Origin of the sequence: Aquimarina rhodophyticola, from assembly GCF_042434915.1 — a bacterium.
Lineage (GTDB): Bacteria > Bacteroidota > Bacteroidia > Flavobacteriales > Flavobacteriaceae > Aquimarina.
The window spans coordinates 3,289,108-3,301,238 of record NZ_CP170198.1; the positions used below are offsets into that span (position 1 = coordinate 3,289,108).

Sequence of the window (12,131 nt, forward strand, 5' to 3'; positions counted from 1 at the left end):
TTAATACTTTAGCTTTTTGGAACAATTATTACTATTTATTAATTGTATGAAAAAGTTGCCTTATTTATTTTTAGCAGTTATTAGTCTAGTATCAGCACAAGGTATTCAAGCTCAAGAAGAGAATGAAATATACGATACCAACACTATAAAAACAATTGAGAGGTTAAATTTTACCGCTATCGAAATTGTAGAATTACCGATGATAATTCAAGATAAAGCTGCAACAGATTTTGAAGATTATAGAATTAAAGAAGCATTTATTTCTGATAATAAACATTATAAGATTGTTCTTGTAAATAAAAATAGCATTACAAAAGTCATGTATGCAAGCCCTAAAGGCAAATGGATTAAGCCAGACGACAAATCTTAAATCTAGGGGTAGAAAAGGAGTATCGTTTCACAACCATAAAACGATATAAAGTTGTTTAGTGCTACAAAGAGACTCGATCCCAAGAGTCTCTTTTTTTATTTCTTTATTTCTTCTTTTATTAATAGAAACCACTTAAAAAAATCATTAACTTTATAGTATATCTGCTTATCTTTGGATGATTTTAAAGACTATTTCCCCAGTCTATTTTTATAATTCGTAACGCTACTATTTAATAGTAAAAAAATTCAATTTAAAAAAATATGTCCAAAATATTGATTGTAGAGGATGATGTAGCTTTTTGTACAATGCTCAAAACCTTTTTAACCAAGAAAAATTATGAAGTTACTACCGCATTTTCGGGTAGTGAGGCTTCAATAAAAATTCAGGATCATAATTTTGATGTAATATTAACAGACGTTAGATTACCTGACATTGACGGAATTTCTCTACTTAAAGAAATACAACAAAAAAGCCTCACCACTCAAGTAATTGTGATGACTGGTTATGCCGAGGTTAATATGGCAGTAACCGCCATAAAACAGGGAGCGTTTGATTATGTTTCCAAACCTTTTAACCCCGATACTATATTGCATACGATTGAAAATGCACTTAAAACTACGATAATTACACCGGTTCCAGATCAAGCTGTTCAAGATAAAGAAAGTATAAGTGATCAAAAACCGAAAGAAAAAAAGAAAACCGATAATTTAAAAAAGGAAGCCGCATCTTTTGTGAAAGGAATTAGCGATGCTTCAAAAAAATTAAATGAGTATGTTGCACTAGTAGCGCCTACAAAAATGTCTGTCCTTATCATTGGAGATAGTGGTACAGGAAAAGAATATATAGCAAGTAGCATACATAAAGAAAGTAATAGAACAGAGAAACCCTTTATCGCTGTTGACTGTGGAGCTATACCAAAAGAAATAGCTTCCAGTGAATTTTTTGGTCATATTAAAGGATCCTTTACTGGAGCGGTAAATGATAAGGTAGGCCATTTTGAAGCAGCTAATGGAGGTACCTTATTTTTGGATGAAATTGGAAACTTGAGCTATGAATTGCAAGTTCAATTATTAAGAGCTTTGCAAGAACGAAAAGTAAAACCTGTTGGAAGTAATAAAGAAATTGAAGTAGATATAAGAGTAATTGCGGCAACTAATGAAGATTTGAGTAGCGCTGTAAAAGAAGGAGATTTTAGAGAAGATTTATACCATCGACTTAATGAGTTTTCAGTCAAAGTGCCTCCTCTTCGAGATCGAATAGAAGACCTTATGCTTTTTGCAAATCATTTTCTTGAAGAATCAAATGAAGAGTTAGAAAAAAATGTAGTTGGTTTTGAAGATGAGGTGCTAGAGGCATTCAAAAAGTATAGTTGGCCAGGTAACTTGAGAGAGCTTAAAAACATTGTTAAGCGTTCCGTTTTACTAACTCAGAGTGACTGGATAACACTAGCGGTGCTCCCAAGTGACATAGTACATACAGCGACAGCACCCAAAAATACTTATGGCTTATTTAAAAATAGAAATGAACAGGAATTAATTTTGGATGCACTTGAAAAGGCAAATGGTAATAAAGCAAAAGCAGCTAGGATGTTATCAATCGACCGCAAAACTTTATATAATAAGCTGAAGCAATACGATATTAGCCTTTAACCTTCTACTTTCAACTTATCAATAAGTGCGTGTATTTTCTGGATACTCTGGTTTGTTAATTTTTTGATATCGTCATTCGATAGGTGATAAGTTTCGGGCTGTTCTGTTCGTTCTAGCAGCTCAACTACTTCGGTAGCTTTTATCTGTCTAAACATAGGAAGAATTTTATGGGTGATTGATTTTATCTCTTCTATATCGTTCGTTTTTACAGCCTTTTTCAGAAGTTTTAGATTTGTTTCAGTACTGTTATAAAATGTGTCTAAGATCGCGTACAAACTTTCGGAATCCCCTTGTGCAAAAGCCATTAAGTCGTGTAGTGAATATTCATTATTGTTAGTTTCAGACTCACTAGTATAGGCTAATACTCTAGTATCAATTTGCAAAGTATTTGCTATTAATTCTAAAAGTGTATTAGGTGCATAAGGTTTTCGCAAGCTATCAGCAAATCCAGCTTTTTTATAATCGGTATCGGTAGTGTCTGTTCTTCCCGATAATGCAATTACGGGAATTTGACTTGTCTGTTCATTAGTTTGCAACATGGTAAGAAATTCGAAACCATCCATTTGCGGCATTTGTATGTCGGTCAAAATAAGATCGTACTCTTTTGTTAGAGCGAGCTTTAATGCAGTTTTTGCATTGGAGGCACTGTCATACTGCAATCCCGCTAACTCTGCAACTTCGCAAGTAAGAGTTAACTGTGTAGGATCATCATCTACTAAAAGGACACGTTTATCTTTTAGTGCTTTGTAATTTTTGTTGTCCGAATCTTCTTCGACCAAAAGCATATGGCTGCGCTGCACAGGTATTGTAACTGTAAATATGCTGCCTTCGCCAGGAGTGCTTTCCAAAGTGATAGTTCCTTTTAAGAGTAAAATAATTTTTTTGGTGATTGCCAATCCCAAACCAAACCCACCATATTGTTTTTCGGTATTGTCGTCTCCTTGAGAGAACTCCTCAAAAATGTGTTGCTGCTGCTCTTCAGTAATACCAATTCCTGTATCTTTAATCTTTATAATTAAGTGCTCTTCTGATACCCCATTTTCTAAAATTTTACTAGATACAGTAATAGACCCGCTATTTGTAAATTTGTAGGCATTGTTTATCAAATTTGTGAGCACCTGTTTAATTCTAAAGGGATCACTCAAATATTGTCTCGTTAAACTCTCCTCAGTATCTATATTAATTGCAAGTTGTTTTGGATCATTTATAGGGATAGCACTCATCACCGTAGATTCAATAACTTTTTTGGGAGTGAATGGAAGTTCTTCGATAATCATTTTTCCCGCTTCAAGTTTGGATAAGTCCAATAAATCATTGACCAAATGCAGGATGTAGTCTGAGGATTTTTTTAAGTGATCCAGATAATGTTCTTGCTTTGTGTTTAACGCTGTTTTTCCTAAGAGGTCCGAATATCCAATGACTGAGTTGAGTGGTGATCTTAAATCGTGGGTTACGGTAGTAATTAGCGTTTCTCTGGTTTTTAAAAGAGACTCTTTATAAGCTTTTTCTTCTTCTAGTGCGATTCGATATGTTTGACTTCGTGAGACATCTCTAATTATTAAAAATAAAAAAACAATGGCAACAAGTAAACTTGCTAAAGCGATAATTACTATAATCCTAGAAGTCTTATCAAGCATTTGACTTGAGGCTTCTAAGCGTTGATAATAATCGTTTCGTTCATTTTTCTCAATAGTTGCCAAGAGATCTCGTAATTGACGCGTAATGACCTGATCCTTTTCTAATAGTTTATTTTCTTTTTGAGAAATTTGAAGCTTATATTTTTTGTCGCGTTCTTCTAACTCGGTAAGCACTTGTCTTACAGTAGTTGTCAATGAATCTATAGTCTGATTTGTGAGTCGCTCTGCGTTATCTTCTTTCGTTAAGCTTATAATATTCACTACCGATTTACGAAACTGTGGATCTAAAGTTCTAAAACGTTTCTCATAGTCGGCGTCGTCAAAAGACTCATTAGCCTTTTTTAATTCGTCAATAGCTGTTGCATATATTCCTTTCTCTTTTCGTTGTTTGTATAATTTGATAAGTTCCTCAAAATTTTTGTTTTTACTATCGATTAAATATTTTAAACTATCGATTTTAATTGTCTGTAAACTGTCTTCTGATATTTCAGAAACCTTATGAATAGTTTTAAGTATGGTATCGATTTTGGCTTTATAATTTTTAAATTTATCTACGTCGGCGGTTTGTACAATGTTACGTGTCAAACTTTCTGCCTCATAAAGTCCAGTTAAGGTTTCCCCAACCAAAAAAAGTTTTTCGTTGTTTTTGTTTTTAATTTCAGTAATCTGCGTGTAATTATTTATTTGTCTATAGATCACCCAAAAAGCAATCACCGCAAGCACTCCAGCCAAAAAATAACTAGCTACAATTTTAAAAGTTACCGATCTTTTAGTATTTTTCATAAGCACTGTCAAACTACAAAATTAAGTAACTTAAAATTTAGTTCTATTAAAGGTATGATAAATCCTTTAAACATGATATTTTTGTGCCCTTATCTCATAAGGGGTGCTTTTTAGGAGGCTGAGATTATACCCGATGAACCTGGGCAGGTAATGCTGCTAAGGGACGACGGCGCCAAAAGATTGAGAAATTTTTTGACAACAGGTGTTATAAGTGTATGTATAGTGAAATAGTAGACATATACAAATCACTTATTTTTTTATAATTATCACAAATCATAGAATAATAACCCCTTTTATTCGTAACAGTAATACGAATGAAAAATAGTCTATTAATTGCTTTTTATTTAGTAAGCATAAGCTTTGGCTTTGCACAAACATCACCAAAAGATAGTGTTGCTTCAGCTATTGAAAAACTTGAGGAAGTATTAGTAAAAACAGTACGAGTAGAGGCAGATTCGCCTATTACTCATTCTAATCTGTCAAAGAAAGAAATTCAAACGCGTAATCTTGGTCAAGATATACCTGTATTATTGAATTATCTTCCTAGTGTAGTAACTTCTACAGATGCCGGTGCTGGGGTTGGATACACATATATAAGGGTGAGAGGGAGTGATGCTTCTAGAGTCAATGTTACCCTTAACGGTATTCCATTTAATGATGCAGAGAGTCAAGGTACATTTTGGGTAAATTTGCCTGATTTTTCTTCGTCAATCGAAAACTTGCAGCTTCAACGTGGAGTGGGAACATCTACCAATGGATCTGGAGCATTTGGGGCTAGTTTAAATTTACTAACTGATGCCGTTTCAAATCAGGCTTATGCTGAAGTGGCAAATTCATTTGGTTCTTTTGATACAAGAAAGCATACTGTAAAATTTAGTACAGGAATCCTTAATGATCATATTGAAATAGCAGGAAGACTCTCGGCTATAGCCTCAGATGGCTATATAGATAGAGCTTCATCTGATCTAAAATCCTATTATCTTCAAAGTTCTTATGTTAATGATAACACTTTAATTAAAGCGATAACGTTTGGGGGACATGAGATTACCTACCAGTCATGGAACGGGGTTGATCCAGAAACTTTAAAGGAAAACAGAACATTTAATTCTGTCGGTGCCTATACCGATGAGAATGGAAACGATCGTTTTTATGATAATGAAGTAGATAACTACAAACAAGATCATTATCAATTGCATTGGAACCAAAAGTATAATAATAATTGGTCTACAAATCTTGGGTTAAACTATACCTATGGAAGAGGATATTTTGAACAATATAAGGAAGATCAAGATTTTGAAAACTATGATTTGACACCAATTATTGTAGGTGATGAAACCATAGAAACTACTGATTTAATACGTCGACGATGGCTTGATAATGATTTTTATGTTGTAAATGCTTCGGCTAATTATAAGAATAATAGTATTGATATAGATTTTGGAGCTTTTTACAGTTATTATGATGGAGATCATTTTGGAGAAATTATTTGGGCACAAAATGCAGGTGGATCCGAGATACGAGACCAATATTACTTCGGTAATGGTAAAAAGGAAGAGTTTTCTATTTTTGGCAAAGCAACCTATAGAGTTACTGATAAATTGAGTGCATTCGTAGATCTTCAAGGGCGATTTGTGAATTACAATACAGATGGTCTAACTTCAGATAGAGCACCTTTGAATGTTGATAAGCGGTACGATTTTTTTAATCCGAAGTTAGGAGCAACTTACCAAGTGAGTTCTGCCAACCAAATATATATGTCATATGCAGTAGCAAATAGAGAACCTCGCAGAGCTGATTTTGAGAATGACATATACACTGCAGAGCGATTAGAAGATATTGAGCTAGGTTGGAGGTTTAAAAAAAACAAAACAATTTTTAACGCCAATATCTACTATATGTGGTATCAAGATCAGCTAGTTCTTACAGGGGCTTTAGATGATACTGGTAATTTTGAAAGAACAACAAGTGGTAAGAGTTACCGATTAGGCATCGAGATTGATGCAGATATTTTGCTAACAGATCAATTGAGTATCAGGCCAAATGTTGCATTAAGTACAAATAAGAACAAGGATTTTGTAACGACTAGAGATGGTGGTTTGGTAGCACTAGGCGATACAAATATATCATACTCACCTGCTATAGTAGCTGGTAATATGATAGCCTATCGTCCCCTTAAAAATTTGCAAATTGGATTTTTATCAAAATATGTAGGCGAGCAATTTATGGGTAATATAGATAGTGAAACCTCAAAACTAGATGCTTTTTTTGTGAATGATTTTAATATTGTTTACGAACTGAAAACAATACCCTTTTTTAAATCAGTACTCTTTACAGGTTTGATAAATAATGTTTTTGACCAGAAATATGAGTCCAATGGATATTTTTATACATACGAAGATGATTTTAGCGTACCAGGAACTGTAAGTACCGCAGAAGATGTGTTTTTTTACCCACAAGCGGGTATCAATTTTTTGGTGGGTGTAACTTTAAAATTTTAATAAACGAATTAAAAACTATCTAGTTATTTTAATTAGTTTAGTTTTCTTATTTTTATCCTATAAACTTTAGGGGTGTCCTTAACTTCGGTTAGGTCTGAGAAATTACCCTTTGAACCTGATGCGGTTAATACCGACGAAGGGAAAAGTTACTACTGTAGTGCTAATAAAGTAGTAAATTCTTCAAAGACATAAACTATTATGTCTCCTCCTAAGTTTATGGTTACAAATTTAAATATGTATGACCATAACTGTAAACAATATTGCTCAAACGATAAAGAATCCTAGTTCTATAAGAGAACTTTTGCAACAGCTATCAATCCCTGAAACTGGAATTGCAGTTGCTCAAAATAACCGTGTTGTTGGCAAAGACCAATGGAATACCACTAATATCGAAGAGAAGGATAATATTACAATTATTCAAGCCACCCAAGGAGGATAATTTTTAGATTATAAACCAATTTGCTCAAATATTTTACTATGAAAAAACAAGATACAGCACCAAAACAGCATATTATTACCACAACCCCTTTTCCGGCGTCAAAAAAAATCTATGTAAAAGGAACGATACATCCAGAGGTTAATGTCGCTATGCGCGAGATTCAACTGGATGATACTACAGATAGTTTTTCAAAAAAGAAAACACCAAATCAACCAGTAACGGTTTATGATACTAGTGGTCCCTATACCGATCCTTCCAAAAATATTGATGTGCATACTGGTATCGATCGCATACGAGAATCATGGATTTCCAAAAGCGATGATATCGAACAGTTAGATAAATTTTCTTCAATTTATTGTAATCAAAGGCTTAATGATGAGCAACTGGATCATTTGAGATTTAATCATATACATAAACCAAGAAAAGCTAAAAAAGGCAAGAATGTATCACAAATGCATTATGCCAAGCAAGGAATCATAACGCCAGAGATGGAGTATGTTGCAATACGAGAGAATCAAAAGTTGCAGGAAGTGAAACGTCTATCTATACAGCATCCAGGACAGGATTTTGGCGCAAATATTCCGCAAGTTATTACACCAGAGTTTGTAAGAGAAGAGGTGGCCAGAGGACGTGCAGTAATACCCTCAAACATCAATCATCCTGAGAGTGAACCAATGATCTTAGGACGTAATTTTCTAGTTAAAATTAATGCAAATATTGGAAACTCTGCCACAACCTCATGTATCGAAGAAGAAGTCGAAAAAGCAGTTTGGGCGTGTCGTTGGGGTGCAGATAATATTATGGATCTTTCTACAGGAAACAATATACATGAAACCCGAGAATGGATAATTCGTAATTCCCCTGTACCCATTGGTACTGTGCCGATCTATCAAGCTTTAGAAAAAGTAAATGGTAAGGCAGAGGATTTAACGTGGGAAATTTTTAAAGACACCCTTATCGAACAAGCCGAACAAGGAGTAGATTACTTTACCATTCATGCAGGGGTTAGGTTAGCCTATGTGCCAATGACTGCCAAGAGAATTACAGGTATTGTCTCACGTGGAGGATCCATTATGGCAAAATGGTGTTTGGCGCATCATAAAGAAAGTTTTCTTTATACTCATTTTGAAGAAATTTGTGAAATTATGAAAGCTTATGACGTTGCATTCTCTCTAGGTGATGGGTTACGACCAGGATGTATAGCAGATGCAAATGATGAAGCGCAGTTTGCAGAATTAGAAACTTTGGGTGAATTAACCAAAATTGCATGGAAACATGATGTTCAAACTTTTATTGAAGGTCCAGGACACGTCCCCATGCATATGATCAAAGCTAATATGGACAAACAGTTGGAGGCGTGTGGAGAAGCGCCCTTTTACACTTTAGGTCCATTAACGACTGATATAGCGCCAGGTTATGATCACATTACATCAGGTATAGGAGCAGCAATGATTGGATGGTATGGAACAGCCATGCTATGTTATGTAACACCAAAAGAGCATTTAGGTTTACCTAACAAAGAGGATGTAAGAACAGGAGTTATTACTTATAAAATAGCCGCTCATGCTGCAGATTTGGCCAAGGGACATCCTGGTGCACAACATAGAGATGATGCATTGAGTAAAGCTCGTTTTGAGTTTAGATGGAATGATCAATTTAATTTATCATTGGATCCAGAGTTGGCAAGAGAATACCATGATGAAACACTGCCTGCTGAGGGTGCTAAAATCGCCCATTTTTGTAGTATGTGTGGACCTAAATTTTGCTCGATGAAAATTTCTCAAGAAGTAAGAGAATACGCTGCAAACAAGGAAATAGAAGAAAATATTGCTCTAGAAAAAGGATTGCAAGAAAAGGCTACAGAGTTTAAAGAGAAAGGTAGCGAAGTGTATCTTTAAATTTGAAAAACAATTAATAGAACACTTATTTCTTAACTGAATTATTATGCTAATTGTCATTACATCAGAAGAGGCTATTAAAGATGAAGCTTTTAAAATTAATCAATTATTTGAGCATGGTTTAGAGCAGTTACATATACGCAAACCCTTTTTAGATTTTAAGGGTTACAAGGACTTATTGAATAAAATAAATTCTAAGTATTACAAGAAAATTATAATACATCAGTATCATGAACTCGTTGAAACCCTCGATCTTGGAGGTGTTCATCTACAAGAGCAAAAGCGTTTAGCATTAGGTAACACATTAAAAATACATGTTAATAAGTTCATTAAAAAGGGGTATAAGATAACGAGTTCTTTTCATACCAAAAGTGATCTTGAAAATATTTCTGTGGGTTTTAGTTATGTATTTCTAAGTCCTGTTTTTGATGCTATTTCTAAGTCTAATTATAAAGGCAAAAATTTTGATGTGTCAAGTGTAAATGCTTTTGTCATAGGTTTGGGGGGTATTACAAAACTAACTGTTTATAAAGCTTATAATCTTGGATTTAAAGGCATTGCTATTTTGGGTGCTGTATGGAATACAAAAAATTTTCTTGAAAATTTTAAAGATGTTAAGAATAGCTATAACAAGATATATCAAAAATTAGAATAAGAATGACGCCAGAAAATAGACCCAATGTACTTACTATAGCTGGTTTTGATCCTTCAAGTGGTGCTGGATTAACTGCAGATATAAAAACTTTTGAGTCACTTGGTGTCTATGGACTAGGAGTTTGTACCGCAAATACAGTACAAAATGATATAGAATTTCATGCTTGTCATTGGATATCTGTTGATATAATAGTAGATCAAATTCATATAATACTCGAGCGTTTCAAAATAGGCGTTATAAAAATAGGCATTATTGAAAACTGGAAGATTTTAAATAAAATTCTAGATATCTTATTAGTAAACAACAGCAAACTGAAAATTATCTTAGATCCAGTCATAAGTTCGAGCACAAAGTTTACATTTCATGAGGTTTCAGATATTGAACTAGATAAAGTGCTGGAAAAAATTTTTCTACTTACGCCAAATTTTAATGAAATTCAGAAAATATATCCTAATAAAGGGATCTCAGAAACAGTTCAGTACATAAGAAAAAAAACGCATCTTTTACTAAAAGGTGGACACCGTAAAGATTTCGTAGGGCAAGATGAACTCTTCATGAAAAATGGACGACATTTAGTTTTTAAAGCAAATACTACAGCTTGTATGCCAAAACATGGTAGTGGATGTGTATTATCTTCTTCAATTGTGAGTTATTTGGCTTTAGGAAACACTATCGAAGAGGCTTGTGATAAAGCAAAACAGTATACCGAAAAATTTTTAAATTCCAACAAAGAACTGTTGGGCTATCATTATCAAACTTACAATATTAACGATTAAAGGCAGCTATGCATCAACTACAATATATTTCACAAGGGTTAACGCCAGAGGATCATCTAACTAATATTGAAAGGGTTTGTAAAGCTGGAGTGAAGTGGATACAACTTCGGCTCAAAAATGTAGATCTGGTAACACATTTAAAAATAGCGATGCATTGCCGAGTACTTTGTGATCAATATGAGGCAATTTTTATCGTAAATGATGCCGTTGGTATAGCTAAAGCATCTCAAGCTGATGGGGTGCATCTTGGATCCATGGATATGAATATAAAAGAAGCTCGTAAGGTATTAGGTTCTAATGCTATTATCGGAGGCACTGCTAATACGAAAGCAGATTGCATACGTCTTTTTGAGAGTGATGTAGATTACGTAGGGTTAGGTCCTTATCGATATACTAAAACCAAAAAAAAATTAAGTCCGATTTTAGGCATCATGGGGTATCAACAAATTTTGGATGGAATTAAAGATCATATGTTAAAAGTACCTGTTGTCGCTATTGGAGGGATTACAGAAAATGATGTCGATTTGTTGATGAGAACTGGTGTATCAGGAATTGCCGTCTCAACTTTGTTATCTCATCAAGAAACTTTTGATAATAAATTAAACGCCATTAAAAACCTATTAGGATAATAACAAAACCACTCCTCACTATGGACACATTAACAATAGCTAATAAAGAATTCTCCTCAAGACTATTTACAGGAACTGGTAAATTTAGTTCCTTACAGCTTATGGTAGATGCGCTCAAAATGTCAGAAAGCGAACTTGTCACTGTTGCGTTAAAACGAGTAAATTTAGAGAATCAAAATGATGATATAGTCACCTATCTCAATCATCCAAAAATTAATTTGCTACCTAATACTTCTGGAGTTAGATCTGCAAAAGAAGCGATTTTTGCCGCTCAGATGGCGCGTGAGGCATTAGATACTAATTGGATTAAATTAGAAATTCATCCCGACCCTAAATATCTTCTTCCAGACCCTATCGAAACCCTTAGGGCAGCCGAAGAATTAGTAAAGCTAGATTTTGTAGTAATGCCATACATCCATGCAGATCCAGTATTATGTAAACGCTTAGAGGAGGCAGGAGTACAATGTGTTATGCCTCTAGGGTCACCGATTGGCAGCAATCAAGGACTTAAAACTTTGGAATTTTTAAAAATTATTATTGATCAAAGTAATGTACCCGTTATTATAGATGCGGGTATTGGTAGTCCATCGCATGCGGCACAGGCTATGGAAATAGGTGCCGATGCAGTATTAGTAAACACAGCGATCGCGGTTAGTAAAGATCCAGTGGCTATGTCTCAAGCATTTAAATTAGCTGTTAGTGCTGGTAGACTTGCACATTTAGCTAAACTCGGTGCTGCAATAAGCGAAGCAAAAGCAAGTAGTCCTTTGACATCATTTTTAGATTTATAATAGTGG

The 12,131-nt window shown here is 34.3% G+C and carries 10 protein-coding genes and 2 riboswitches; of the genes, 9 read left to right on the forward strand and 1 reads right to left on the reverse strand.

What is annotated here, in order from left to right:
- Window positions 1-46 precede the first annotated feature (46 nt).
- Window positions 47-370 carry a hypothetical protein gene (locus ACE939_RS14235; protein ID WP_378186267.1) on the forward strand — a complete coding sequence of 108 codons (324 nt, stop codon included), beginning with the start codon at window positions 47-49 and terminating at the stop codon, window positions 368-370.
- A 260-nt stretch (window positions 371-630) separates the two neighbouring features.
- Entirely contained in the window at window positions 631-2,019 is a 1,389-nt protein-coding gene (locus ACE939_RS14240) for a sigma-54-dependent transcriptional regulator (protein ID WP_378186268.1), read from the forward strand.
- Here the strand turns inward: ACE939_RS14240 and ACE939_RS14245 are convergent.
- The gene (locus ACE939_RS14245; protein WP_378186269.1) at window positions 2,016-4,439 is read right to left on the reverse strand and encodes a hybrid sensor histidine kinase/response regulator; all 2,424 of its coding nucleotides are present in this window, start codon (window positions 4,437-4,439) and stop codon (window positions 2,016-2,018) included. The two genes, ACE939_RS14240 and ACE939_RS14245, sit on opposite strands and share 4 nt — an antisense overlap.
- 89 nt (window positions 4,440-4,528) lie before the next feature.
- A riboswitch (TPP riboswitch) is annotated at window positions 4,529-4,621 on the forward strand.
- 132 nt (window positions 4,622-4,753) lie between these two features.
- Here ACE939_RS14245 and ACE939_RS14250 point away from each other — a divergent pair.
- The 7 genes from ACE939_RS14250 to ACE939_RS14280 all read left to right on the forward strand — a co-directional run bounded on the left by ACE939_RS14250 (window position 4,754) and on the right by ACE939_RS14280 (window position 12,125).
- Window positions 4,754-6,937 carry a TonB-dependent receptor gene (locus tag ACE939_RS14250; protein WP_378186270.1) on the forward strand — a complete coding sequence of 728 codons (2,184 nt, stop codon included), beginning with the start codon at window positions 4,754-4,756 and terminating at the stop codon, window positions 6,935-6,937.
- Window positions 6,938-6,995: 58 nt separating this feature from the next.
- Window positions 6,996-7,096: riboswitch (TPP riboswitch) on the forward strand.
- Between the two features lie 79 nt (window positions 7,097-7,175).
- Entirely contained in the window at window positions 7,176-7,376 is a 201-nt protein-coding gene (gene thiS / locus ACE939_RS14255; RefSeq protein WP_378186271.1) for a sulfur carrier protein ThiS, read from the forward strand.
- 38 nt (window positions 7,377-7,414) lie between these two features.
- Window positions 7,415-9,274 carry a phosphomethylpyrimidine synthase ThiC gene (gene thiC / locus ACE939_RS14260; RefSeq protein WP_378186272.1) on the forward strand — a complete coding sequence of 620 codons (1,860 nt, stop codon included), beginning with the start codon at window positions 7,415-7,417 and terminating at the stop codon, window positions 9,272-9,274.
- A 46-nt stretch (window positions 9,275-9,320) separates the two neighbouring features.
- Entirely contained in the window at window positions 9,321-9,929 is a 609-nt protein-coding gene (locus tag ACE939_RS14265) for a thiamine phosphate synthase (protein WP_378186273.1), read from the forward strand.
- A gap of 2 nt (window positions 9,930-9,931) precedes the next feature.
- Window positions 9,932-10,705 carry a bifunctional hydroxymethylpyrimidine kinase/phosphomethylpyrimidine kinase gene (locus ACE939_RS14270; RefSeq protein WP_378186274.1) on the forward strand — a complete coding sequence of 258 codons (774 nt, stop codon included), beginning with the start codon at window positions 9,932-9,934 and terminating at the stop codon, window positions 10,703-10,705.
- Between the two features lie 8 nt (window positions 10,706-10,713).
- Window positions 10,714-11,334, forward strand: coding sequence for a thiamine phosphate synthase (gene thiE, locus ACE939_RS14275; protein WP_378186275.1), 621 nt, complete (start codon window positions 10,714-10,716; stop codon window positions 11,332-11,334).
- 20 nt (window positions 11,335-11,354) lie between these two features.
- A complete protein-coding gene (locus ACE939_RS14280; RefSeq protein WP_378186276.1) occupies window positions 11,355-12,125 on the forward strand; it encodes a thiazole synthase in 771 nt (256 codons plus the stop codon).
- Window positions 12,126-12,131 lie beyond the last annotated feature (6 nt).

Bases quoted from the DNA above. Each gene is read 5' to 3' on its own strand.
- ACE939_RS14235 (WP_378186267.1), top strand. From the start codon at position 47: ATGAAAAAGTTGCCTTATTTATTTTTAGCAGTTATTAGTCTAGTATCA.
- ACE939_RS14240 (WP_378186268.1), top strand. From the start codon at position 631: ATGTCCAAAATATTGATTGTAGAGGATGATGTAGCTTTTTGTACAATG.
- ACE939_RS14245 (WP_378186269.1), bottom strand. From the start codon at position 4,439: ATGAAAAATACTAAAAGATCGGTAACTTTTAAAATTGTAGCTAGTTAT.
- ACE939_RS14250 (WP_378186270.1), top strand. From the start codon at position 4,754: ATGAAAAATAGTCTATTAATTGCTTTTTATTTAGTAAGCATAAGCTTT.
- thiS (WP_378186271.1), top strand. From the start codon at position 7,176: ATGACCATAACTGTAAACAATATTGCTCAAACGATAAAGAATCCTAGT.
- thiC (WP_378186272.1), top strand. From the start codon at position 7,415: ATGAAAAAACAAGATACAGCACCAAAACAGCATATTATTACCACAACC.
- ACE939_RS14265 (WP_378186273.1), top strand. From the start codon at position 9,321: ATGCTAATTGTCATTACATCAGAAGAGGCTATTAAAGATGAAGCTTTT.
- ACE939_RS14270 (WP_378186274.1), top strand. From the start codon at position 9,932: ATGACGCCAGAAAATAGACCCAATGTACTTACTATAGCTGGTTTTGAT.
- thiE (WP_378186275.1), top strand. From the start codon at position 10,714: ATGCATCAACTACAATATATTTCACAAGGGTTAACGCCAGAGGATCAT.
- ACE939_RS14280 (WP_378186276.1), top strand. From the start codon at position 11,355: ATGGACACATTAACAATAGCTAATAAAGAATTCTCCTCAAGACTATTT.